This is a genomic window from Actinocorallia aurea, from assembly GCF_054783995.1.
On the sequence record NZ_BAAGPQ010000012.1, the window covers coordinates 165,113 to 187,393 of the forward strand.

A 22,281-nucleotide genomic window follows, 5' to 3' on the forward strand; every position below is an offset into this window, starting at 1 on the left:
TCGGGCCCGAAGGCCCTGGCTGGTGAAGCACGACTCAAGCTAACATGTATAAATGAGTCAAGGCTGTGTGTGGTTCGAGCGCAGCGGCGGGAAGCCGCCACCCTCACCCCTCGAAGGGAACACTCATGAGTACGACAGCCGCGGAGCCCGGGGTCGGGCGGGGACGGCACGCCGGTGAATCGGTGATCCACGTGGAAGGGCTGGTGAAGTCGTTCGGCGACTTCCGCGCGCTGGACGGGCTGAACCTGAGCGTCGCCCGCGGCGAGGTGCACGGGTTCCTCGGGCCGAACGGGGCCGGGAAGTCGACCACGATCCGGGTCCTGCTCGGCCTGCTGCGCGCGAACGCCGGCCGGGTCGAGGTGCTCGGCGGCGACCCGTGGAAGGACGTCGTGGCGCTGCACCGCCGTCTGGCCTACGTGCCCGGGGACGTGTCGCTATGGCCGGGCATGACCGGCGGCGAGGCCATCGACCTGCTCGGCAACCTGCGCGGCGGCCTGGACGAGACCCGACGCCGGGAGCTGATCGAGCGGTTCGAGCTCGACCCGACCAAGCGGGGCCGCCAGTACTCCAAGGGCAACCGGCAGAAGGTCGCCCTCGTCGCCGCCCTCGCCTCCGACGTGGACCTGCTCATCCTCGACGAGCCGACCTCCGGCCTCGACCCGCTGATGGAGGCGGTGTTCCAGGAGGAGATCGCGCGCGAGAAGGACCGGGGCCGCAGCGTTCTGCTGTCGAGCCACATCCTCTCCGAGGCCGAAGCCCTCGCCGACCGCATCAGCATCATCCGCGCCGGAAAGGTCGTCGAGACCGGCACCCTCGACCAGTTGCGCCGCCACACCCGCACCACCATCCACGCCACCCTCGCCGAACCTCCCGCGAGCCTGGACGAGCTGCGCTTCATCGCCGACGCCCGCCTGGACGGCTCCCGCTTCACCGGCAGCGTCGACCCCGCCCAGATCAACGCCGCGATGGCCGAGCTGAGCCGCCACCGGATGAGCGCGCTGACCGTCGCTCCCCCCTCCCTGGAAGACCTCTTCCTGCGCCACTACTCCCTAGAGACCGACTCCGCAGAGACCGACTCCGCAGAGACCGACTCCGCAGAGACCGACTCCGCCAAGACCGGATCCGGCGCAGCCCGATCCGGCGAGGCCGGATCTGCGGGGACCGGATCTGCGGGGACCGGATCCGTGGGGAACGGATCGGTCGAGACCGAAGGCGGTCGGGCGTGAGCGCCGTCGCAGGCGTGCGCCCTCTGCTGAAGGTCGTTCTCCGCCAGGACCGCCGCGCCATCGCCCCTTGGATCGTGCTCATCACCGCCCTGTCGGCTTCGTCGATCATCGCCTACGGCCTGGTGTTCCCCGACGCCGCGGACCGGCAGCGGCTCGCCGCGACCCTCGGCACGAACCCCGCCCTCAGCCTCCTGTTCGGCCCGGCCCGCGACCTCGCGACCGCCGACGGGTTCAACGCCTGGCGCGCCGGAGCACTGGGCGGTTTCTTCGCCGCCCTCATGGCCATCTTCACCGTCGTGCGCAACAGCCGCGCCGACGAGGACTCCGGGCAGGCCGAACTCCTCGCCTCCGGCGTCATGGGCCGCCAAGCACGGCTGGCCACCGCCGTCGCGCTCGGCTCACTCGCCTCCCTCGCGCTGGGCGTCCTGTCGTGGGTGGTCACCGTGGCCGTCGGCGGCGGCCTCGCCGACACCCTCGCCCTGTCGGCGACCTTCGTCGCCTCCGGACTGATGTTCACCGGGGTCGCGGCAGTCGCCGCGCAGATCGGATCCGACGCCCGCACGGCCAACACCATCGCCGTCGCCGTCCTGGGCACGGCGTTCATCGCCCGTGGGTACATCGACGCCGCCCAGGCGGCCGACTGGACCTCCTGGCTGACCCCGCTCGGCTGGCTCGGCCAGGTCAAGCCCGCCGCGGGCAACGACTTCCGGCCGCTGCTGCCCGCGCTCGCGCTAGCCCTGGCGCTCATGGCCGTCGCGGTGGTCCTCAACGGCCGCCGGGACTTCGGCTTCGGCATGATCGCGCCCCGGCGCGGCCCCGCCCGCGGCGGCCGCTCGGCGAACGTGTGGGGCCTGGCCCTGCGGCTCAACCGCGGCCCGATCATCTCGTGGCTCATCGCCTTCGCCGGGCTGGGCGTCGTGATGGGCAGCCTCGGCGGAGCCGTCGGCGACATCTTCTCCGGCTCGAACGTGCCCGCGTTCCTCGCCGCCTCGGCCGGGGCCGGGCCGCAGGCCCTGCTGTTCGCCTTCATCGTCCAGATCCTCCAGATCATCGCGATCATCGCCGCGGTCTTCGGCGTCCAGATCGTCCTCCGCGTCTACGCCGAGGAACTCGACTATCGCGTCGAGCCGCTGCTCGCCGCCTCCCTCACGCGAGGGAGATATCTGGCGAGCAACGCGGTCCTCGCCTTCCTCGCGCCCGCGCTCGCCCTGCTGGTGGCGGGGACCGTGCTCGCCTTCGTCGTCCACGGCACGGAACCCGCGATCGCCGTCGGCGACGTGCTGGGCCAGGCCACCGCCACGATCCCGGCGGTCTGGGTGCTGGTGGCGCTGTCGCTGGCCGTCGTCGGAGCCAAGCCGGCCGTGCGCCTCGTCAGCTGGCTGGGCATCGTCGCCACCTTCGCCCTCACCCTGCTCGGCCCCCTGTTCAACCTGTGGGACGAGATCCTCGCCATCAGCCCCCTGCACCACGTCCCCGACATCACCGCCGCGGACGCGAGCTGGACCGGCCTCGCCGTGGTCACCGCGCTCGCCGCCGTCCTCACCGCAGTCGGCTTCCTCGGCTTCGGCCGCCGCGACGTGATCTGACCCTCCGGCCCCGCACCGGGGCCGGAGGCGTCCACCCCGCCGCGTCGTCCGCCGGCTCCACAGGTCCGGCCGCGCCCGGCTCTCCCGATGTCCGGCGTTCCCCGCCGGAGCCGTCGACGCGGGTGGGATTGGCGTTCGCAGTCTTCGGCCGCGCCACACGCACGACGGGGGGCACGGACTTCCGTGCCCCCCGGGGAACTGCGTCGAGACGCGGCGCAGGACGCGTGCCGCCGCGCTCGTCAGGCGACGATGACGGTCTTGCCGGGCAGGACACCCTGCTCGAACCGGGTGTGGACCGTGGCCAGGTCGGCCAGGGCGCGCACGGAGGCAACGTGGACGGACACCTCGCCGGCGGCCACCTTCGCGAGCAGCCCCGCGAGTTGGGCGGCGTCGCCGCGCACGGCCATCCGCACGACGCGCACGCCGCGGCCGGGCTCCTGCGCCGGGGGCGTGGTCGCGCTGACGAAGGCGCCCCCGTCGGCGGTCAGCGCGGCGAGCGGGGCGGCCTCCTCAGGCGTGTTCGGCACGAGGTTCACCACCACGTCGAGCGGCCCCCGCGCGGCCTCCGGCACGGGACGCACCGTGTGGTGGACGACCGTCTCCGCCCCGTACCCGCGGACCCGGTCCGCGCTGCGCGGGCTCGCGGTGGCCGTCACCGACGCGTCGGCCCGGACGGCCAGCCGCACCGCCTGACCCCACACGCCGCACGACACACCAAGGAGCCGCGCAGCCCGGTCCGGTTCCCGGGCGCGGGGCCCGGGGCCGTGTCGGCAGGGGAGAGGGACTCCGGAGAGAGCGGGAGGCCACCTCATCGGCGAAGCGGGAGCGAGGGCCGGTGCACGGCGGCATCGAGGCGCGCGCTGCCGCACCTGCCAAGCCGACCCCGCCTCGGTGGAGGAGAGGTCAGGCCTTGGGCTGCTGCTTCTTGAGGCGGGCTGCCTCGTTGCGCACCTCGGTCTGGACGGTCTGCTCGCGCTCCAGCCACTCGGGCTTTTCCGTCTTCAGGGTCTCGATCTCGGCGGTGGTGAGGGGGCCGGTGATGCCGCCGCGGGCCAGGCCCGAGATGGAGATGTGGAGTTTGGCGGCGATGACCTGCTTGGGGTGAGGGCCTTCGCGACGGAGGTCGGTGAGCCAGGCGGGCGGGTCGGCCTGGAGCGCGTTCAGCTCGTCCCGGGAGACGGGGCCCTCCTGGAACTCGGAGGGCGCTGCCGAAAGCAGGATCCCCAGTTTCTTCGCCGCGGTCGCGGGCTTCATGGTCTGCGGGGTCTTCGCCTTCGACGTGCTCATGAGGTCAAGGGTAGCCAGTGCCGGAGGGCCTTCGGGACGCCGCTAGGCTGAGACGGTGACAGAGGGTGGTTTCCGGCTGGCCTACGCGCCGGGGGTGACGCCCGCGAAGTGGGCGGGTGTCTGGGCCGAGCGAGTGCGAGGTGTGCCGCTGCGCCTGATCCAGACGCCTGCCGCCGAGATCGTCCCCCTCCTGCGGGACGGCGGCGCGGAGGCGGCGTTCCTGCGCCTGCCCGTCGACCGCGCGGCCCTGCACGTGATCCCGCTGTATGTGGAGACGACCGTCGTCATGGTGCCGAAGGAGCACGCGGTGGCGGCGTTCGACGAGCTCGAGGTCGCCGATCTCGCCGACGAGGACGTGTTCGCGCCGCTCGACGACGTCCTGGAATGGCCCGCCCGCCCCGGACAGCCCGCCTTCACCCGCCCCGAGAGCACCGAGGAGGCGCTCGAACTGGTCGCCTCGGACGCCGGTGTGCTCCTGCTCCCGCAGTCCCTGGCCCGCCTGCACCACCGCAAGGACCTCACCTACCGCCCCGTGACGGACGCCCCCCAGTCCCAGGTCGCCCTGGCCTGGCCAGAGAACGCGACGACCGACCTCGTCGAGGAGCTCATCGGCATCGTCCGCGGCCGCACCCCCAACAGCTCCCGGGGCCGCGCCCCCCAGCAGCCCGCTTCCAACCGGGCCCCGCAGAAACGCCCGACCCCCAGGAAGCGCCGCCGCTGAACCGCGCGCCCGCCCCGTCGTACGACGGGCGTGTCGGGCGGCGGAGCGGCGGCGCCCCGGTGGGTGACACCGGGAGGGACCCAGGCGCACCGGCCCTCGTGCCGAGTGACCCGATGGTCGAATTGTCCTCTTTGTCTGTCATGCTGCTGCCGTGAACGATGCTTTCGACGACGACGCCTGGGACTACGGGGACGATGCCGCGCTCTGGGACGATTACTGCCTGACCCTCGTGCGCGGCATCTCGGCCGAGGAGTTCCTCCGCCGGATCGGGGCCCGCGTCGGCCCCGAGGTCACCGGGCTCGAGGAACTCCGTGAGGAGACCTCGGAGAGGCCGGGCATGGGCATCGGCGTGACCGAGGTCGCCGGGTGGGCGGTCGGGTTCGAGACCTGCGGCCTGATCGGGGTCTCCGCCGAGTACAACGTGCCGCTGTCGGCCGGGACCCGGCTCGTCGCGGACTTCCGCAACGTCAACGCCGTCGCCCGGTTCGTCTGGCGTGAGGACGGCGACCTGCGCTTGGAGTTCGACCCGGCAGACCCCGTCGCCCGCCACGGCAGCGACCCCGACGCCCTCCGCGACGTGATGACCGCAGCGGGCTTCGCCCTGGACGGCACGGCCGCCGACCCGGACGACATCTGGGGCGACGAAGACCGCGAAACCGACCTCGACGCCGTGATCGAGCACCTGACCGGCCTCCGCATCACCTCGCAGCACCTCCGCCGAGCCACCTACCTGACCGGCTCCGTCGGCCAGTGACCCGCCCGGGGGCACCTCCGACACGCGTCCCGAACCCGGCGGAGCGCACATGCCTTCCGCGATGAGCGGCTTACGGTGTTCCAGGTGATTTCCGATGAGGAGGCGGCCTGGCACGCGGAGGCCGACGCGGTCTTTCTGCGGCTGCTGGCCGAGACGGGGGAACCGTCGGCGTCGCCGCACACGACCGAGGTGGCGCGCGAGGCCGTCGGCTGGCTCGTCAGCATCGCGCTGCGCTGTGGAGAGCGCGACCACGTCGAGGGCTGGTGCCTTCGGCTGGGTCGGGGACTGCCGCCGGGGCATCCCATGCTGGGCCTTGTCGGACTGTGCGCCTCTGACCGGGGCCCGGGGCCCGGGACTCCGGGGTGGCTGGGCTTGGCTGCGCTGGGTGAGGGGAGGGTGGCGGTCGGGTGATATCGCGCGGGGGATAAGTCGGGAAATCTGGGCGTACTGAGAATTGCTCGGTGGTCCTGGGACCCGTGGTTGGAGTCGCCATGCAGACGCTCCCGTCGTATCCGTTCGAGACCGATCATGTCCTTCACCTGCCGTCCGTGCTGCGCGAGGCCCGCGAGGGCGGGGCGCCCGTCCTGGTCCGCCCGCCGTTCGGCCCGTCGGCATGGCTCGTCACCTCCTATGAGGATGCCAGGCGCGTGCTCAGCGGGCCCGAGTTCAGCCGGGACCGCGAACGCGTCGGCGTCCCTCTCGACGGGGTGTCCGGCGTCATCCCGATCGACCCGTCCAGCGGCACCCTCCTGGCCGCCGACCCGCCCGACCACACCCGGCTGCGCCGCTTCGTCTTCCGGACGTTCACGCCGCGCCGTGTCGAGGACCTGCGCGACGATACCCGCCGGATCGCCGACGCCCTCCTCGACGAGATGGTCGCGGCGGGGCCGCCGGCCGATCTCGTCGGCGGGTTCGGGCTCGACCTGCCCGTCCGGGTGATCTGCGAGCTGCTCGGAGTCCCCGCGTCCGACCGGGACCGCTTCACCGGCTGGCTCGACGCCATGATCTCCGGGACCGCGCTGTCGCCCGCCGAGGTCGTCGCCGCCATCGACGAGATGAACGCCTACCTCGCCGACCTCGCCGCCCGGCGGATCGATGAGCCGACCGACGACCTCATCGGCGCGCTGGTGCGCGAGGAGATCGAAGGCGAGAGCCTCACCGGGGAAGAGGTGATCAGCCTGGTCCGCGCGCTGCTCGGCGCCGGGCACGAGACGACCGCCTCGCAGATCCCCAACTTCGTCTACCTGCTCCTGCGCGACGGCGACTACGCGCGGCTCGCCGCCGACCCGGCCCTGATCCCGCGCGCCGTGGAGGAGCTGCTCCGCTACGTCCCCCTGATCTCGCAGGGCTCCTTTCCCCGGTTCGTCCTCGAAGACGTCGAGCTCGGCGGCGTCGTCGTGCGCAGGGGCGACCAGGTCCTCGTCGACCTCGGCGCGGCGAACCGCGACCCTTCGGTCTTCCCCGACCCCGAATCCCTGGACCTCGCCCGCGACGCCAACCCGCACCTCGCCTTCGGTCACGGCCTGCACCGCTGCGTGGGCGCCGCCCTCGCCCGGATGGAACTCCAGGTGGCCCTGGAGGCCCTCACCGCCCGCCTGCCCGCCCTCCGCCTCGCCACCCCCGATTCCGCGCTCCACTGGACCCCCACCCGCCTGGTCCGGCGCCCCGACAAACTCCCCATCACCTGGTGAACCGCGGCACCGCCGTGCGCGAGGGCGACCGCCCCGTACGACCAGGCGGCCTCCTGAACCGGTCCGCCGACCGTGCGTCGCGCCCCCGCGCCGGACGGCGTGGCAGGATCGCCGCGGAGGGAGGGGGCAGCCTTTGAACAGTTCGGCTGATCGATGTTTCTAGACCGGTCGAAGGATGGCCGTTGACACGTGTCATCGCGGTTCGTAGGGTGGCGGCGTCGACGGAGGGACGTTCCGGAGCACCCCGCCGGGACGTGCTGGCGAGGAGGCTGGCCGGTGTCGCTGCAAGCAGATTTCGATGTCGTGGTGGTCGTGGGCTTCGGCGTCGTCGGAGCCACCGCCGCCCTGGCCGCCGCGAAGGCCGAGGCCCGGGTCATCGTCGTCGAACAGGATCCGCTCCTGGCCCGCCGACGCCGCGGCCCGCGCTCCACCGGAACCAGGGACGCGCTGCGGGCGCGGCTGCGCAGGGCCGCCCTGTCCGCCGGAGTCGAGGTGCGGACCCAGCGCCGGGTCCATGAGCTCATGGTCGACGGCGACCGGGTCTGCGGGCTCGGCGTCGCGGCGCTGCCCGGCCGCGGGCCCGCCGCGTCGGGGCACCGCTGGGCGCGTCGGCTCGCCGAGAGCGCGCCGGAGCGGATGGCGCCCGCGCTCGACCGGCTGGCCGAGGAGGTGTGGAGGTCGGCGTTCTGCATCGAGGAGGTGCCCTGCGCGTCGGTCATCCTCGCCGTGGACCCCGCCCACTGGGAGTTCGTCGGGACTGCCATGTGGAAGGCGGCCGGGCGCGGCGGCAGCGACGGGCGGCGGCGCAGGCTCGCGGCGGTGCCCGACACGGTGGGCTCCCGGCGGGAGCTCGACGTGCGGACCTGGTGCGCGCTGCACGAGGCGTCGCCGGAGGAGGCCGCGCTGCAGCGCGACCTGAGGGTGAACGAGGCGACCGGAGAAGTCCTCGACGCCGACGACCTGCCCGTCCCCGGTCTGTTCTCGGCGGTGCACGCCGCGGAGGCGGCTTTCGAGTTCGACACCGCGCCGCGGCGCGCGAGCGGCATCCAGTGGAGTTCGCTCGGAGCGCTGGCCCGTTCGTGCGGTGTCTGGGAGCGGTCGATGGCGTGAGCGCCGGTCAGCGGCCCGTGAAGCGGGGCGCCCGGTGCTCGCGGAACGCGGCGATGCCCTCGTGGAGGTCCTTCGTCGTCATCGTGACGGGCTGGGCCAGCGCCTCCCATTGGAGAGATGCCTCCAGGCCCGCCGCCGACTGCTCAAGGCCGGTCTTGGTGAGGCGCAGGGCGATGGGGCCGGCCTCGGCGATCCGGCCGGCGACCTCCAGCGCCTGCTTGAGGGCATCGTCGGAGACGTCGGTGACGAGGCCCCAGTCTTTGGCGAGGCCGGGGTCGATCTCGCGTCCGGTGTAGAGCATGTCGCGGGCGCGGGTGACGCCGATCGCCTCGGGGAGCAGCCAGGTGGAGGCCATGCCGCCGTGGGTGCCGCGGTAGACGAAGGGGGTGCTGAAGCGGGCGTTCGCGCTCGCGTAGCGCAGGTCGCAGGCCAGCGCCAGGCAGACTCCGGCGCCGACGGCGGGGCCGTTGACGGCGGCGAGCACGGGGAACGCGAGGGATCGGGGGCGCAGCCAGCTCCGGTAGAACGGGAGCATTCTGCCGCGCAGCCGGTCGATGGTGACGTCTTCGGCCGATCCCTGGTCGAGCCAGGACAGGTCGGCGCCCGAGCAGAACGAGCTGCCGTCGCCGGTGACGACCAGGACCCGCGTCTCGCGGTCCGCCTCCACCTCGTCGAGGGCGGCGTCCCAGGCGCGCGTCATCTCCTCGGTCATCGCGTTGCGGACGCCCGGACGGTTCAGCGTCACCACCCGGATGCCGGGTCCCGCCTCGCTGAGCACCACCGCGTCGCCGGCCATCGGGTCGTCCCTTCTGCGTTTCGGGCGCACACCTTATCGCAGGCGCCGCGGCTTGCCGATCCAGCAGGTGAGCAGTGCCCGTCCGCCGATACTTCGATACATTGACAATTATCTCAATCTCGTGTTCAGTGAGGCTGCCCGGGCGGTGGCCGCCGGACGGACCGGGCCCCGGACACGGGTCCGGGCGCCGTCAGTCCTGGGGCCGCGCGCCCCGCGAAGACAGGAGATCGCATGAACTTGGACAGCGCGTCTGCGCTCGTCGTCGGCGGAGCCGGCGGATTCGGCGAGGCCACCGTGCGGCGCCTGGTCGGGGCCGGGGCCAAGGTCCTCATCGCCGACCTCGCCGAGGACAAGGGCAAGGCGCTGGAGGCCGACCTCGGCGGCGACAAGGTCCGCTACCTGTCGACCGACGTGACCAGCGAGGAGTCGGTGGCCGCGGCGGTCGCGGCGGCGGGCGAACTCGGCCCGCTGCGGGCGACCGTGATCGTGCACGGCGGACCGGCCGCCGGGCGCCGCATCATCAACCGCGCGGGCGAGCACTACCCGCTGGCGACGTTCAAGAAGACGCTCGACATCTTTCTCGGCGGCACCTACAACGTCCTCGCGCACAGCGCGGGCGCGATGAGCCGCAACGAGCCCCTGGAGTCCGGGCAGCGCGGCGTCGTCATCATGACCGCCTCGATCGCCGGATTCGAGGGCCAGGTCGGGCAGTCGGACTACGCGGCGGCCAAGGGCGGCGTCATCAGCCTCACTCTTGCGGCCGCGCGCGACCTGGCGCCGACGGGCGTGCGGGTCCTCACCATCGCGCCCGGCACCTTCTTCACCCCCGCCTTCGGCATGGCCGAGGCCGACGCCCAGGCCAAGTGGGGCCCCGGCGTGCCCAACCCCAAGCGGATGGGCCACGTGGACGAGTACGCCAGGCTCGCCCTGCACATGGTCGACAACGACTACCTCAACGGCGAAGTCGTCCGCGTCGACGGAGCCCTGCGCTTCAACGTCTGAGGCGCTCCCGAAGCCCCGTGCGGCCGGTCCCCGGGAATCGGCCGCGCATCGGCGAGGGCCGCGGGGCTCCTCTGATAGTTCGATGACCTTGATGCGGGGACGCTGACGATATGACGAATGTGGAACAGTCGGTTGGAGCGCTGGTGAGGACGGGCGAGACGCTGTTCGTCGACGGCAAGTGGCAGGGCGCCGACGACGGGCGGACCTTCGAGGTCGTCGATCCCGCGACGGGACGGGTCCTCGGGACCGCGTCGGACGCGGGGCCCGCCGAGACGGATCGGGCCATCGCCGCGGCATCGGAGGCGTTCGCGTCCTGGAGCAGGACGACGGCGTACCAGCGCGCCGAGGTGCTGTGGAAGGCGCACGCGCTGATGGCGGAGCGGGCCGAGGACCTCGCGGTGCTGATGACGTCGGAGCAGGGCAAGCCGTTGAAGGCGGCGCGCAACGAGGTCCGCTATGCGCTGAGTTTCCTGGCGTGGTTCGCCGAGGAGGCCAAGCGGGTCCACGGCTCGTCGATCCCGTCGGCGCGGGCCGATCAGCGGCTGACGGTGCTGCGCCAGCCCGTCGGGGTCGTCGCCGCGATCACGCCGTGGAACTACCCGATCTCGATGATCACCCGGAAGGTCGGCCCGGCGCTGGCGGCGGGGTGCACGGTGGTGCTGAAGCCCGCTGAGCAGACTCCCCTGTGCGCGGTCGCGGTGTTCGAGATCCTCGCCGAAGCGGGGGTTCCGGCGGGCGTGGTGAACCTGGTGACGACGTCGCGGCCCGAAGCGATGGGGGACCGGCTGCTGGACGCGCCCGAGGTGCGGAAGCTGACGTTCACGGGCTCGACCGAGGTCGGGAAGCTGCTCGCAGCGCGGGCCGCGGCGACCATGAAGCGGGTGTCGATGGAGCTCGGCGGACACGCGCCGATGCTCGTGTTCCCCGACGCCGACCCCGTCCACGCCGCCAAGGGCGCCTCCTTGGTGAAGTTCCTCAACACCGGACAGGCCTGCATCAGCCCCAACCGGATCTTCGTGCACCGTTCCGTCATCGAGGAGTTCACCGCCGAACTCGTCGCCCGCGTGGGCAAGCTCGTCGCGGGGCCGGGGGAGAGGCCCGGCGTGGCGATCGGGCCGCTGGTGGACGAGGCGGCCGTCGCCAAGGTCGCAGCGCAGGTCGAGGACGCGGTCGCCAAGGGCGCTCGCCTGCTCGCGGGCGGGCACCGGCTCACCGAGGACGGTCTGGACGCCGGAACCTTCTACGCCCCGACCGTGCTGGCCGACGTGGACGAGTCGATGCGGATCTACCGCGAGGAGACGTTCGGACCCGTCGCCGCCGTCATCGCCTTCGACGACGAGGACGAGGCGATCCGCCGCGCCAACGACACCGAGTACGGCCTGGCCTCCTACGTCTACACCAACGATCTGGGCCGGGCCCAGCGCGTCGCGGAGGCGCTGCGGTTCGGGATCGTCGGCGTCAACGACATCGACCCGACCGGCGCGGCCGCCCCGTTCGGCGGCGTCGGCGCGAGCGGCCTCGGCCGTGAGGGCGGCGCCCAGGGCATCGACGAGTACCTCGATGTGAAGCTCGTCGGCACCGTCGCCCGCTAGACCTCCCCGCCCGCGGCCCCCGGGCGCGCGGACCGAAGAACGAAGAAGGAGCACCTGATGAAGCTGCGTGTGGGACAGACCCTCCGGAGCACCGTGGACGGCACCGCCCTGGTCGTCGTCCGCGCCCCCGAAGATGACCTCGCCGTCACCTGCGGCGGCCTCGACATGTCCGAGGAGCAGGTCGCGGCCAAGTCCCCGGCCCTCGCCGGAGCCGGCTCGGGCCTCCTGCTCGGCAAGCGCTACACCGTCGACGGGATCGACGTGGAGCTGCTGTGCGTCATGGGCGGCGACCACGCGGTGTCGGTGAACGGCGCCGAGGTCGCGCAGAAGTCCGCCAAGCCGCTCCCCGCCTCGGACTGACGCGATGCCCAAGCCTCAGGCACACGTGGTGGTCGTCGGCGCGGGCCTCGGCGGGATCAGGACGATCGAGCGGCTGCGCGCCGAGGGCCACACCGGCCCGATCACCCTGGTCGGCGCGGAGGCGCATCCGCCGTATGACCGGCCGCCGCTGTCCAAGCAGATCCTCAAGGGCCAGTGGGAGCCCGGCCGCGCGGTGCTGCGCGACGACTCCGCGCTGGCCGAACTCGACGTCGCGGTGCGGCTCGGCGCGCGGGCCGTGGCGCTGCGCGGCACGACGGTCGAGCTGGCCGGCGGCGGGTCCGTCACGGGGGACATCGTGGTCGTCGCGACCGGCGTGTCCCCCCGGACGTTGCCCGGCCAGCCCGACGGCGTGCACACCCTGCGCACCCTCGACGACGCGCTCGCCCTGCGCGACGCGCTGGAGGCCGCCCGCTCGCTGCTCATCGTCGGCGCCGGGTTCATCGGCGCGGAGGTGGCGTGCGCCGCCGCGGAGCGCGGCATCGAGGTGACCGTCCTGGAAGCGGGCGCGGTCCCGTGCGAGCGGGCACTCGGCCCGCGCGGCGGGGAACTGGCCGCGCGGCTGTTCACCGAGGGCGGCGTGAAGCTGCTGTGCGGAGCGCAGATCACGGGCTTCGCCGACGCCCGCACGGTGCTCCTCGCCGACGGGACGACCGTCACGGCCGACGCCGTCCTGGTGAGCGTCGGCGCGGTGCCCGACCTGGCCTGGCTCGACGGCGCGGGCCTCACCACCCGCGACGGGCTGGCCTGCGACGCGTCCGGCAGGGCCATCGGGGGAGAGGGCGTCTGGGCGGTCGGCGACGCCGCCGCCTGGTGGGACGACGAAGCGGACCGGCACCACAGGGCCGAGCACTGGACGGCGACGATCGACCAGGCGGCGGCCGTCGCGTGCGCGATCGCCGGTGCCGACGCGCCCGTCGCGGGCCCCGCCTACGTGTGGTCCGACCAGTTCGGCATGAAGGTGCAGACCGTCGGCCGGACCGGCGCGTGCGACGATGTCGTGACGCTGCATGGAGACGGCCTGGAAGGCGGCCCGGTGAAGGGGACCGTCCTCGGGTACTTCACCGGCGGCTCGCTGAGGGGAGTGGCGTCCTTCGGGGCGCCCGGCCTGTTCGTCCGCTACCGCGCGCTCGTCGCGTCGGGAGCCGAGCGGGTCGCCGTCCTCGCGCAGGCGGGGCGGTGACCCGGTGATCGAGACCGACCTCGCCGCGGCCCTGTTGCGGGCCACTCTGGGCGTCACGATGCTCGCGCACGGCTGGAACCACGCGTTCGGCGGAGGCAAGCTGCCCGGCACCGCGCGCTGGTTCGAGTCCATAGGCATCCGGCCGGGGCGCGTTCACGCCTTGTTCGCCACCCTGGCGGAGCTGGGCGCGGGCGTCCTGCTGATCCTGGGCCTGCTGAACGCCCTCGCGGCCGCCGCCGTCGTCGGCACGATGACCGTCGCCCTCGTCGCCAACCACCTCCGGAACGGGTTCTTCATCTTCCGCCCCGGCGAAGGCTACGAGTACGTCCTGATGATCATCGTCGCCGCCTGCGCGCTGGCCGCCCTCGGCCCCGGCCGCTGGTCCGCCGACCACCTCATCGACCTCACCGTCGACGGGCCGCCCGGCCTGGCCATCGCCGCCCTCCTCGGCGGCGGAGGCGGCCTGGCCCTCCTGGCCGCCTGCTGGCGCCCGAACCGCGCGAACGCCTGACCCCCGACCCCGGCGGCCCGAGGACCGAGCACCCCTCAGGCCGCCGGACCAGGCAGGATCGAGCACCCGGACGCCTCAGCTCAGGGCCCGCGGGTCACCAGCCTCCTTCGAGGAAGGCGAGGAAGGCGGGGGCAGGGTCGGCGGCGGTCGAGGAGTTGGCCGCGGCGACGACGACGAAGGCAGCCGCCAGGACACCCGCGAGGATCCCGCACGATCCGAGCATCCGCCTGGCCGACCGCTCGGCGCGCGCCGCCGCCCGCCCCAGCAGGACGCCGCAGACGAGGAGCGCCGCCGCGACGGACGCGGAGATGACCGCCATCGCCACGTGGTAGCGCGCGAAGTCCTCGATCAGCAGGTCCAGGGCGGGAGGGTGGGGGCCTCCCGGAGCGGCGGCGAGGTTCGCCCGGACCTCGTCGAGGGTCCCGTCCGCCGGAAGCATCGGCAGCAGCGACGCGAACGGTGCGATCGCGCCCTGGACGTTCGCCATGACCGTCACCAGCGAGAGCGACGCGAGCCCGGCCGCCGCACCGCCCCCCGAGGCGAGCGCCGCCCGCCTCCCCCTCCCGACCGACGCTGCGCGCGCGGGCCCGCCAGAGCCGGACGGCGAGCATGACGAGCACGGTGAGCAGCATCCCCGCGAGCGCCGCCTTGGCCACGTGGTAGCGGGCCCAATAGCCGATGACCGTCGCCAGCTCCGCCGACGGCGCCCGCTCGCCGGACGCCCAGTACCCATCGAACGCGGCCGCCAGCGCGTCGACGAGTTCGTCCCTCCCCCCGAACCCGGCCCCCGTCCCGAGGCCGGCCAGCACCCGCGGCGTGGCGACGAACACCGCCGCCAGCCCGGCCGCCGCCGCGGCCAGGACCCCCGGGCTCCCCGCAGACCGCACCCAAGCCACCCGACCGGACATCGAACCTCCACTGTGCGCACCGTGACCTCCGCGGATCCTCCCTCCCCTCGGCCCGCCCCCACATCCCCGCAGGGACGGATCCGGACGTAGACCTGGAGCATGACCGGCCGCCCCGGCACTCCACCTGAGGCGGGCCCGCCGCTCCCGGGTCCGGTGGCGGGGAGACCGGGATGGGCGGGGCCGGGGGCGCTCGGTGGGCTAGCGTGTGGGCATGGTGGCTGGCCGGATTGCCTCATTCGCCCGTGATGGTCTGATCTTTGACGTCGTCGACGAGGGACCGGTGGACGGCGAGGTCGTGGTCCTGCTCCACGGGTTCCCGCAGACGGCCCGCTCCTGGGACGTCCTGGCGCCCTCCCTGCACGCCGCGGGATACCGGACCCTGGCTCCCGACCAGCGCGGCTACTCGCCCCGGGCCAGACCCCGCGGCCGTCTCGCCTACCGGATGTCGGTGCTCACCGAAGACATCGTCGCGCTCATCGAGGCCGCGGGCGGGCGGCGAGTCCACGTCGTCGGCCACGACTGGGGCGCCTCCATCGCCTGGAGCCTCGCCGCGGCCCGGCCCGACCTGGTCGCGACGGTGACGGCGCTCTCGGTTCCGCACCCGATCGCGTTCGTCCGCGCGATGTTCACCAGCCGCCAGTTCTTCCTGTCCTGGTACATGTTCCTCTTCCAACTGCCCCGGCTGCCCGAGTTCCTCCTCCGCCGCATCGCGGCGTCCGACCGCGCGCGGGCCCGCCTCGCCCAGGGGATGAACCCCCGCGACGTCGACTTCATCCTGACTCCCGAGAACATGACCCCGGCCCTCAACTGGTACCGGGCCATGTTCTTGGGCGGCCCGTCCCGTCTCACCGGCGGCACGATCACCGTCCCGACCCTCTACGTCTTCAGCGACCGGGATCCCGCCCTCGGGCGCAAGGCCGCCTCCCTCACTCGCGGCCACGTCCGGGCCCCTTACACGTTCCACACCCTCCGGGGCGTCGGCCACTGGATCCCCGAGGAGGCCGCACCGGCGACCGCCGCCCTTCTCCTGCCCCACCTGGCCGGTCGGCCGGCCCGCGACCCGGGCTGAGGCAAAGCGTTATCTACCCAGGTGGGGGGTCGGCCGGCCGAGCGTACGGGCAGTCCCATCGGAGGGGCTTATGGGCATGGGGAGCGATCCGGCGGAGGACCGCGTGCTGGAGGTGGCCGCGCAGCTCTTCGGCGAACTCGGCTACGACGGCATCACCACCGACCTGATCGGACGGGCGGCGGGCGTCGCGCCGGCCGAGGTGGACCGCGTCTACGGCGGCAAACGCGGGCTGTACTCGACGGTGCTGCGCTACCTCCACGAACGCGACGCCGCCTTCATGTACGAGGCGAGACGCGCGATGGGCGGCGACCGGATCGATCTGCACGCCCTCGCCGACGTCTACCTCGACTACTGCATCGCCCACCCCGTGGGCGTCGCCCTATGGATGCAGCGCCGCATGCACGACGCGGCCGACGCGCGCGGGGTGGACGAGGAACTGGTCCCGCTGGTGGAGGAGATCGGCCGGATGTCCGCCTCCGCACTCCGCCCCGGCCTCGACCCCGTCCTGACCGCATGGCTCATGACGACCTACATACAGACGTTCGTCCACAGCGGCTTCCCCGACGCGACCGGCCGCTCCGGCCGCGACGACCCGGCCGCCACCCACCGCTTCCGCGCCCACCTCCACGCCCTGGTCGACGCGATCAGCGCCCCCGACTGAGCCGGAGTCGCGCGCCGCGATCCTCCTCGATGCGGCGACGTCACCGGGTCGCTCGTTGGGGCTCGGTCCCGCCGTGCGGTGCGAGGGCTTCGCCGCTCCGGTGCTGCGGCACGGGAGCGCGGTGTGGGCCGGTCGGCGGGGCCTGGCGTCGGGTGGCGGAATGGAGGGCGGCGTAGGGGCCGTCGGCCGCCAGGAGGTCGTGGTGGGTGCCCTGTTCGAGGATGCGGCCGTCCGACAGGTACACGATGCGGTCGGCGTCGCGGATGGTCGACAGGCGGTGTGCGATGACGAACGTGGTGCGGCCCCGGCGCAGGGCCCGCATCGCGTCCTGGACGAGGCGTTCGGTGCGGGTGTCGAGCGAACTGGTGGCCTCGTCGAGGATCAGCAGGGCGGGATCGGCGAGATGGGCGCGGGTGAGGGCGAGGAGCTGGCGCTCTCCCTCGCTGAGCCCGGTGCCACCCTCCCCGATGACGGTGTCGTACCCGTCGGGCAGGGCGCGGATGAACGGGTCGGCGCGGGTGGTGCGGGCGGCGGCCTCCACCTCGGCGCGGCCCGCGGAGGGGCTGCCGTAGGCGAGGTTGGCGGCGATGGTGCCGTGGAAGAGCCACGTGTCCTGGAGGACGAGCCCGATGCCCGAGCGCAGGGCCTTGCGCGGGATCGCGGTGATGTCGGCGCCGTCGACGGTGATCCGGCCGCCGGTCGCGTCGTGGAAGCGCAGGAGCAGGTTGACGAGGGTCGTCTTGCCCGAGCCGGTGGGGCCGACGACGGCGACGGTCTGGCCGGGCTCGACGGCGAGGTCGATGTCCTCCAGCAGCGGGATCTCGGGGTCGTAGCGGAAGGACACGTCCCGGAACTCGACGCGGCCCCGGAGCGGCGCGGGCGTGCCGGTCGGCTCGGCGGGCTCCTCCTCGTCGTCCAGGTGGTCCAGCACGCGGGCGGCGGAGGCGAGCGCCGACTGGATGACCGCCGCCATCCCGGCCACCTGGTTGATCGGCTGGCCCGATTGCTGGGAGTACTGGACGAACGCCTGGACCTCGCCGAGGGACAGCGCGCCCGAAGCGATCCGGAACGCGCCGATGACCGCGATGAGGATGAAGCCGAGGCTCGCGAAGATCGCCATGACGGGCCGGGCCAGCCCCGACAGGATCTGGGCGGTCAGGCCGGCGCGGTGCATCCGTGCGTTGTGCGCGGCGAAGCGCTGCGCGGCCTCCGCCTCCCGGCCGTAGGCGCGGACGACGGTGTGGCCGGTGAAGACGTCCTCGATGTGCGCGTTGAGGTCGCCCGTGGCCTTCCACTGGGCGGCGAACCGCGGCGCGGCGCGCCGGGTGACGCGGCTCGCCGCGGCCGTCGACAGCGGGATCGAGGCAAGGCTGATGAGGGCGAGCAGCGGGGAGATCCACAGCATCATGCCGAGCAGGCCCACCAGGTGGAAGACGGCGACGAGGATCGGCCCGACGGTCTGCTGGAGCGACTGGCCGAGGTTGTCGATGTCGCCGGTGACGCGGCTGAGCAGCTCGCCGCGCGGGCGGGAGTCCACGCGGTGCAGCGGGAGGCGGTCGAGCTTGGCCTGGGCGCGGGCGCGCAGCCGTCCCATCGCCCGCTGCACCGCCTCGGTCGCGACGAGCCCCTGCACGACGCCCAGTCCGGATCCGGCGAGGAACAGCACGACGGCCACGGCGAGATGCCGTCCTGAGGAGGCGAGGTCGCCGGCGACGATCGCGTCGGTCGCCGCGCCGAGCACCCGCGGTCCGGCGACGGTCAGGGCGGCCCCGGCCGCGGCGAGCACCGCGGCCCCCGCGATCAGGGGCGCCTCGGGGCGGAGCAGGGAGAGGACCCGGCGGACGCTCATGCGGCCACCTCCGTTTCCTGGGAGAGAACGATCTCGCGGTAAGCGGAATCGACGGCCATCAGCTCCTCGTGGGTGCCGACGGCGGTGAGCCGGCCCGCGTCGAGGACGGCGATCCGGTCGGCGGCGCGCAGGGAACCCGCCCGCTGGGAGACGATCAGGACCGCGGCGTCGCCCGTCGCCTCCGGGAGGGCCGCGCGCAGCCGCGCCTCGGTGACGGCGTCGAGCGCGGAGAAGGAGTCGTCGAACAGGTAGACCGAAGGCTTGCGGACGAGCGCGCGGGCGATCGCCAGCCTTTGCCGCTGGCCGCCCGACAGGTCGGAGCCGCCCTGCGCGACGGGCGCGTCGAGGCCGCCGGGCAGGCGTTCGACGAAGTCGCGGGCCTGGGCCACGTCGAGGGCCGCCCACAGGTCGTCGTCGGTGGCCGCGGGGTCGCCCTGCCGGAGGTTCTCCGCGACGGTCCCGGCGAACAGGTAGGCCTTCTGCGGCACGTACCCGACGGCTCGCGCGAGCGTCTCGTGGGCGAGGTCGCAGACATCGACCCCGCCCACCCGGACACTGCCCTCCGTCGCGTCGGACAGGCGCGGCACGAGCGCCAGCAGGGTGCTCTTGCCGCTGCCCGTCCCGCCGACGACACCGACGACCTCGCCCGGCCGGACCGTCAGGTCCACGCCGTGCAGCACGGGCCGTTCCGCGCCGGGGTGGCGCAGGCCCGCGCCGCGCAGCTCGACCAGCCCCGGCGAGGGCAGGTCCCGGACGGGTGAGGCGGCGGGCGCGACGGTCGGGTCGGTCCGCAGCACCTCGGTGATGCGCTCGGCGCAGACCGCGGCGCGGGGCGCGGCCATCACCATGAACGTGGCGAAGATGAGCGTGCCGAGGATCAGCATGAAGTAGGACAGGAAGGCCGCGAGCGCCCCGACGCGCAGGTCGCCTGCCGCGATGAGCCGGCCGCCGAAGAACAGGACCGCGACGCACGAGAGGTTCACCACGAGCATCGCCAGCGGGAACATCATCGAGATGAGGCGGCCCGTGCGCAGCGACAGGCCGGTGAGCTCCCCGTTGACGCGGGCGAAGCGGGCGCGTTCGGAGTCCTCGCGGACGAACGCCCGCACCACCCGGATGCCCGCGATCTGCTCGCGCAGCACCGTCGTCGCCTCGTCCGTGGTGCTCTGGAGGCGGCGGAACAGGGGCGCGAGCGTGCGCAGGACCGGGCCGAACACCAGGGCCAGCCCGGCGAGCGACACCAGCAGGACCGCGGCGAGGCGCGGGCTCATCGTCAGCGCGAGGACGGCCCCGCCGAGGCAGGTCAGCGGTGCCTGCACCATCAGGCCGAGGCCGAGCTGGGCGACGGTCTGGATCTGCTGGACGTCGCCGGTGCAGCGAGTGATGAGCGAGGGGGCGCCGAACCGCGCCATCTCCGGCGCGGAGAACGTCAGGACCTTGGCGAAGACGGCCTGGCGCAGGTCGCGACCGAGCCGGGAGGCGGCCCGTGAGGCGTACACGAGGGCGCCGACGGTGACCGCCGCCTGTGCGAGCGCCACGGCGAGCATGACGCCGCCGGTGCGGACGAGGTCGCCGCCGCCGGTCTCGGCCATGGCGTCGTCGATGAGGTCGGCGTTCAGGGTGGGCAGGTAGAGCATGCCGAAGGTGGCCGCGAGCTGGAGCGCGACGATGGCGAGGAGCTCTCCGGAGCGGAGCCGGGAGCGCATGAGTGAGAGCAGCACCGGTGCCTCCGTCAGCTCGCGTAGGGGCGGGCGGCGCGCGCGTCCCGCAGGGCGAGTCCCCACCAGGCGAGCTGGTCGAGGAGGGTCTTGGCCGCTGCGGACACGCCCTCGGGGTCGACGGGCGCGCCGTCCGCGTCGAACCGGTCCCACACGCCGTGGAAGCTGACGGTGTCGCGGATCGTCACCGCGTGCAGTTCGGTGAAGATGAGCCGGAGCTGCTCGACGGCCCGCAGGCCGCCCGACATCCCACCGTAGGAGACGAATCCGACGGGCTTGGCCTGCCATTCGGCCATGTGCCAGTCGAGGAGGTCCTTGAGGGCGCTCGGGAAGCTCTTGTTGTACTCCGGGGTGACCACGATGAAGGCGTCCGCGGCGGCGAGCCGGGGGCTGAGCGCGGCGAGGCGGTCGCCGTCGTAGGCGTGCAGCCGCTCGGGGACGGGGGTCTCCAGCAGGTCGATGACATCGAGCTCCAGGTCGTCGCGGCGGGCGGCCTCGCCCGCCAGCCAGCGGGCGACGGCGGGAGCCGCCCGGCCTTCCCGGACGCTGCCGATGATGATCGCGGTCCTGAGCTTCATCACATCTCCTGTGTACGTCGTAGAGTGGTGTCTACAACGTACACAGATCGGTCTACGTTGTAAACAGACTGATACGGTGTAGACGAGGAGGGATCAATGGCAGCCGAGGAAACGCTCAAGCCGTCGGTGTGGGAGCGCATCGACACCGCAGGCGCCCAGACCCGTGCGACGCTCTCACACGCGGTGATCGCGGAGGCGGCCGTGGAACTGGCCGACGCCGAAGGGCTGGAGGCCGTCACCATCCGCAAGCTCGCCGGCCGTCTCGGCGTGACCGCGATGGCCCTGTACCGGTACGTCGAGAACAAGGAGGAGATCCTCGAACTGATGGTGGACGCCGTCTACGCCTCGCAGCCCGTGCCCGAAACCGGCGGATGGCGCGCCGTTCTCGCCGAGGGCGCCCATGCCGAACGGCGGGTCCACCTGGCCCATCCGTGGATCGCGCAGGCCACGACCCGCGTCCCGATCGGCCTGATCCCTAACAGGATGCTCGTCGGCGAGCGCGTCCTGGCCTCCCTCGACGGCCTGGGGCTCGACGCCGACACCAAGATGGCCGTCGCCGACACCGTCAGCGCCTACACTCGCGGCGCGGTGGGCGCCGAAGCGACCATGGCGGAACTGCGGCACCGGGAGGGCGTCACCGACGGCGACGGCATGCGCGACGCCTACGCCCGCCGCATGCGCCACCTCATGGAGACCGGCCGCTACCCCGCCGTCCACGCCTGGGCCCGGACCGCGCAACGCAAGGACGACGACGACTGGCGCTTCGCCCTGGGCCTGGACATCGTCCTCAACGGGATAGCCGACACCTTCGACCTCCCCTGACCCCCGCCCGCCCTCTCACCCGTTCCCCGGAAGAGTTGTTCGGGAGCTTCGGTCAGGCGAACCAAGGGTCTTCGGTGAAGGTGCGGCTCAGGCGGTCGCGGACCTCTTGACCTGCCTCGGCGCGGCCCTCCTGGAGGATCGGTGCCAGGCAGTGCTCCCGCACGGCAGGGTGGTTCGAGGCGTCCGGGCACATGAGGACGGCGATCACCCGGGCGGGCCAGATCAGCGCCTGCGGATCGAAGGCCCCCGAGGCGGTGATCAGGCCTTCGTGGAGATAGCGCCAGCTCGCGTGGGCGGCGATCCCTATCGGTCCGGCGGGCTCAAGTCCCGGCGGCACGGGGACGTCGTCCCGCCCGAGGAGGGCCCGCTCCACGGTGTAGGCGACGGTGTTCCAGAAATGCTCGTATCGGCTCAGCGCGAAGGCGAGCTGAGCCAGCAGTTCGCACCAGAAATGCGATTCCCCGGCCCATGACTGGAACTCCGCCATTCGCAGGGGCCCGAGTTCCGCTTCGAGGACCCGCAGGAAGAGCCCCTGGTCGAGCTGACGCGCGTCATTCTCGAACGCGCGTTGTTCGGCCGCTCTGGTGTGGCTGAGAAGGTGGACGTCGCGGTGGAGCCAAGAGATGACGGTCGCTCGTGCGCAGCCGATCGCGGCCTGCTTCTTGGGAAGGCTCCGCCACTCTTCCTCCCGCTCGGCGACATACTCCAGAACTTTCTCTATGGGCTTGTCCGCGAGATCGAATCCCCCTTGGCATCCGTGTCTCGCGCCGCCGCATGTGCACGTGCATTCAGGACCTTCCGCCTGAGCGCATGAGCTGTTGTGCGCCACGCGTTCCTCC

At 73.1% G+C, this 22,281-nt stretch carries 23 protein-coding genes; 15 read left to right on the top strand and 8 right to left on the bottom strand.

The genetic code is table 11. From position 1 onward, the window contains the following. Positions 1-125: 125 nt before the first annotated feature. On the top strand, positions 126-1,226 hold the full coding sequence (locus ACYVOM_RS13230; protein ID WP_460303610.1) for an ABC transporter ATP-binding protein: 1,101 nt from the start codon (positions 126-128) through the stop codon (positions 1,224-1,226). After that, positions 1,223-2,812, top strand: coding sequence for an ABC transporter permease (locus tag ACYVOM_RS13235; protein WP_460303611.1), 1,590 nt, complete (start codon positions 1,223-1,225; stop codon positions 2,810-2,812). The genes ACYVOM_RS13230 and ACYVOM_RS13235 overlap by 4 nt, the downstream gene beginning before the upstream one ends. Before the next feature lie 239 nt (positions 2,813-3,051). Here ACYVOM_RS13235 and ACYVOM_RS13240 read toward each other — a convergent pair whose 3' ends face one another. Together ACYVOM_RS13240 and ACYVOM_RS13245 are read right to left on the bottom strand one after the other, a co-directional pair. Next, positions 3,052-3,498, bottom strand: a complete 447-nt coding sequence (locus ACYVOM_RS13240; protein ID WP_460303612.1) for a zinc-binding dehydrogenase — start codon at positions 3,496-3,498, stop codon at positions 3,052-3,054. 217 nt (positions 3,499-3,715) lie between these two features. Then, a complete protein-coding gene (locus tag ACYVOM_RS13245) occupies positions 3,716-4,099 on the bottom strand; it encodes a DUF5997 family protein (RefSeq protein WP_460303613.1) in 384 nt (127 codons plus the stop codon). A 55-nt stretch (positions 4,100-4,154) separates the two neighbouring features. Between ACYVOM_RS13245 and ACYVOM_RS13250 the strand changes: the two genes are divergently transcribed. From ACYVOM_RS13250 to ACYVOM_RS13270, 5 genes are all read left to right on the top strand, one after another. Further along, complete coding sequence (locus ACYVOM_RS13250) at positions 4,155-4,820, top strand: LysR family transcriptional regulator substrate-binding protein (RefSeq protein ID WP_460303614.1); 666 nt, start codon at positions 4,155-4,157, stop codon at positions 4,818-4,820. A 151-nt stretch (positions 4,821-4,971) separates the two neighbouring features. After that, positions 4,972-5,574, top strand: a complete 603-nt coding sequence (locus ACYVOM_RS13255; protein ID WP_460303615.1) for a DUF6461 domain-containing protein — start codon at positions 4,972-4,974, stop codon at positions 5,572-5,574. Between the two features lie 84 nt (positions 5,575-5,658). Next, on the top strand, positions 5,659-5,985 hold the full coding sequence (locus tag ACYVOM_RS13260; RefSeq protein ID WP_460303616.1) for a hypothetical protein: 327 nt from the start codon (positions 5,659-5,661) through the stop codon (positions 5,983-5,985). 80 nt (positions 5,986-6,065) lie between these two features. After that, complete coding sequence (locus ACYVOM_RS13265; protein ID WP_460303617.1) at positions 6,066-7,265, top strand: cytochrome P450; 1,200 nt, start codon at positions 6,066-6,068, stop codon at positions 7,263-7,265. A gap of 276 nt (positions 7,266-7,541) precedes the next feature. Further along, the gene (locus ACYVOM_RS13270) at positions 7,542-8,375 is read left to right on the top strand and encodes a hypothetical protein (protein ID WP_460303618.1); all 834 of its coding nucleotides are present in this window, start codon (positions 7,542-7,544) and stop codon (positions 8,373-8,375) included. A 7-nt stretch (positions 8,376-8,382) separates the two neighbouring features. On the opposite strand, the gene ACYVOM_RS13275 is transcribed toward ACYVOM_RS13270, so the two are convergent. Then, positions 8,383-9,171, bottom strand: coding sequence for an enoyl-CoA hydratase/isomerase family protein (locus tag ACYVOM_RS13275; RefSeq protein WP_460303619.1), 789 nt, complete (start codon positions 9,169-9,171; stop codon positions 8,383-8,385). A 231-nt stretch (positions 9,172-9,402) separates the two neighbouring features. Here ACYVOM_RS13275 and ACYVOM_RS13280 point away from each other — a divergent pair, with 231 nt between their 5' ends. The 5 genes from ACYVOM_RS13280 to ACYVOM_RS13300 all read left to right on the top strand — a co-directional run bounded on the left by ACYVOM_RS13280 (position 9,403) and on the right by ACYVOM_RS13300 (position 13,837). Then, positions 9,403-10,173 (top strand): SDR family NAD(P)-dependent oxidoreductase, encoded by a 771-nt coding sequence (locus tag ACYVOM_RS13280; protein WP_460303620.1) that lies wholly within the window; start codon positions 9,403-9,405, stop codon positions 10,171-10,173. A gap of 110 nt (positions 10,174-10,283) precedes the next feature. Further along, positions 10,284-11,765 carry an NAD-dependent succinate-semialdehyde dehydrogenase gene (locus tag ACYVOM_RS13285; RefSeq protein WP_460303621.1) on the top strand — a complete coding sequence of 494 codons (1,482 nt, stop codon included), beginning with the start codon at positions 10,284-10,286 and terminating at the stop codon, positions 11,763-11,765. 57 nt (positions 11,766-11,822) lie between these two features. After that, positions 11,823-12,125 carry a hypothetical protein gene (locus tag ACYVOM_RS13290; RefSeq protein ID WP_460303622.1) on the top strand — a complete coding sequence of 101 codons (303 nt, stop codon included), beginning with the start codon at positions 11,823-11,825 and terminating at the stop codon, positions 12,123-12,125. A 4-nt stretch (positions 12,126-12,129) separates the two neighbouring features. Beyond that, complete coding sequence (locus tag ACYVOM_RS13295) at positions 12,130-13,326, top strand: NAD(P)/FAD-dependent oxidoreductase (RefSeq protein WP_460303623.1); 1,197 nt, start codon at positions 12,130-12,132, stop codon at positions 13,324-13,326. 4 nt (positions 13,327-13,330) lie between these two features. Continuing rightward, entirely contained in the window at positions 13,331-13,837 is a 507-nt protein-coding gene (locus tag ACYVOM_RS13300; RefSeq protein ID WP_460303624.1) for a DoxX family protein, read from the top strand. A gap of 94 nt (positions 13,838-13,931) precedes the next feature. Here the strand turns inward: ACYVOM_RS13300 and ACYVOM_RS13305 are convergent, their stop codons facing one another. Further along, the gene (locus tag ACYVOM_RS13305) at positions 13,932-14,324 is read right to left on the bottom strand and encodes a hypothetical protein (RefSeq protein WP_460303625.1); all 393 of its coding nucleotides are present in this window, start codon (positions 14,322-14,324) and stop codon (positions 13,932-13,934) included. A gap of 632 nt (positions 14,325-14,956) precedes the next feature. Here ACYVOM_RS13305 and ACYVOM_RS13310 point away from each other — a divergent pair. Continuing rightward, positions 14,957-15,814, top strand: coding sequence for an alpha/beta fold hydrolase (locus ACYVOM_RS13310; protein ID WP_460303626.1), 858 nt, complete (start codon positions 14,957-14,959; stop codon positions 15,812-15,814). Positions 15,815-15,890: 76 nt separating this feature from the next. Beyond that, positions 15,891-16,475, top strand: a complete 585-nt coding sequence (locus ACYVOM_RS13315) for a TetR/AcrR family transcriptional regulator (protein WP_460303627.1) — start codon at positions 15,891-15,893, stop codon at positions 16,473-16,475. A 40-nt stretch (positions 16,476-16,515) separates the two neighbouring features. On the opposite strand, the gene ACYVOM_RS13320 is transcribed toward ACYVOM_RS13315, so the two are convergent. Genes ACYVOM_RS13320 through ACYVOM_RS13330 form a run of 3 tightly spaced genes read right to left on the bottom strand, consistent with a single transcriptional unit; the run spans position 16,516 to position 20,620 of the window. After that, on the bottom strand, positions 16,516-18,324 hold the full coding sequence (locus ACYVOM_RS13320) for an ABC transporter ATP-binding protein (RefSeq protein ID WP_460303628.1): 1,809 nt from the start codon (positions 18,322-18,324) through the stop codon (positions 16,516-16,518). After that, positions 18,321-20,045 carry an ABC transporter ATP-binding protein gene (locus ACYVOM_RS13325; RefSeq protein WP_460303629.1) on the bottom strand — a complete coding sequence of 575 codons (1,725 nt, stop codon included), beginning with the start codon at positions 20,043-20,045 and terminating at the stop codon, positions 18,321-18,323. Before ACYVOM_RS13325 ends, ACYVOM_RS13320 begins: the two co-directional genes overlap by 4 nt. Before the next feature lie 11 nt (positions 20,046-20,056). After that, positions 20,057-20,620, bottom strand: a complete 564-nt coding sequence (locus ACYVOM_RS13330) for an NADPH-dependent FMN reductase (protein WP_460303630.1) — start codon at positions 20,618-20,620, stop codon at positions 20,057-20,059. A 96-nt stretch (positions 20,621-20,716) separates the two neighbouring features. On the opposite strand from ACYVOM_RS13330, the gene ACYVOM_RS13335 reads away from it, so the two are divergent. After that, on the top strand, positions 20,717-21,442 hold the full coding sequence (locus ACYVOM_RS13335; RefSeq protein WP_460303631.1) for a TetR/AcrR family transcriptional regulator: 726 nt from the start codon (positions 20,717-20,719) through the stop codon (positions 21,440-21,442). A 52-nt stretch (positions 21,443-21,494) separates the two neighbouring features. Here ACYVOM_RS13335 and ACYVOM_RS13340 read toward each other — a convergent pair whose 3' ends face one another. Further along, on the bottom strand, positions 21,495-22,271 hold the full coding sequence (locus tag ACYVOM_RS13340; RefSeq protein ID WP_460303632.1) for a hypothetical protein: 777 nt from the start codon (positions 22,269-22,271) through the stop codon (positions 21,495-21,497). Positions 22,272-22,281: the final 10 nt, after the last annotated feature.

What these genes read in the sequence shown, in the direction of transcription:
- ACYVOM_RS13230 (WP_460303610.1), top strand. Translation starts at nt 126, where the DNA reads ATGAGTACGACAGCCGCGGAGCCCGGGGTCGGGCGGGGACGGCACGCC.
- ACYVOM_RS13245 (WP_460303613.1), bottom strand. Translation starts at nt 4,099, where the DNA reads ATGAGCACGTCGAAGGCGAAGACCCCGCAGACCATGAAGCCCGCGACC.
- ACYVOM_RS13265 (WP_460303617.1), top strand. Translation starts at nt 6,066, where the DNA reads ATGCAGACGCTCCCGTCGTATCCGTTCGAGACCGATCATGTCCTTCAC.
- ACYVOM_RS13275 (WP_460303619.1), bottom strand. Translation starts at nt 9,171, where the DNA reads ATGGCCGGCGACGCGGTGGTGCTCAGCGAGGCGGGACCCGGCATCCGG.
- ACYVOM_RS13280 (WP_460303620.1), top strand. Translation starts at nt 9,403, where the DNA reads ATGAACTTGGACAGCGCGTCTGCGCTCGTCGTCGGCGGAGCCGGCGGA.
- ACYVOM_RS13285 (WP_460303621.1), top strand. Translation starts at nt 10,284, where the DNA reads ATGACGAATGTGGAACAGTCGGTTGGAGCGCTGGTGAGGACGGGCGAG.
- ACYVOM_RS13290 (WP_460303622.1), top strand. Translation starts at nt 11,823, where the DNA reads ATGAAGCTGCGTGTGGGACAGACCCTCCGGAGCACCGTGGACGGCACC.
- ACYVOM_RS13295 (WP_460303623.1), top strand. Translation starts at nt 12,130, where the DNA reads ATGCCCAAGCCTCAGGCACACGTGGTGGTCGTCGGCGCGGGCCTCGGC.
- ACYVOM_RS13305 (WP_460303625.1), bottom strand. Translation starts at nt 14,324, where the DNA reads ATGGCGAACGTCCAGGGCGCGATCGCACCGTTCGCGTCGCTGCTGCCG.
- ACYVOM_RS13310 (WP_460303626.1), top strand. Translation starts at nt 14,957, where the DNA reads ATGGTGGCTGGCCGGATTGCCTCATTCGCCCGTGATGGTCTGATCTTT.
- ACYVOM_RS13315 (WP_460303627.1), top strand. Translation starts at nt 15,891, where the DNA reads ATGGGGAGCGATCCGGCGGAGGACCGCGTGCTGGAGGTGGCCGCGCAG.
- ACYVOM_RS13320 (WP_460303628.1), bottom strand. Translation starts at nt 18,324, where the DNA reads ATGAGCGTCCGCCGGGTCCTCTCCCTGCTCCGCCCCGAGGCGCCCCTG.
- ACYVOM_RS13330 (WP_460303630.1), bottom strand. Translation starts at nt 20,620, where the DNA reads ATGAAGCTCAGGACCGCGATCATCATCGGCAGCGTCCGGGAAGGCCGG.
- ACYVOM_RS13335 (WP_460303631.1), top strand. Translation starts at nt 20,717, where the DNA reads ATGGCAGCCGAGGAAACGCTCAAGCCGTCGGTGTGGGAGCGCATCGAC.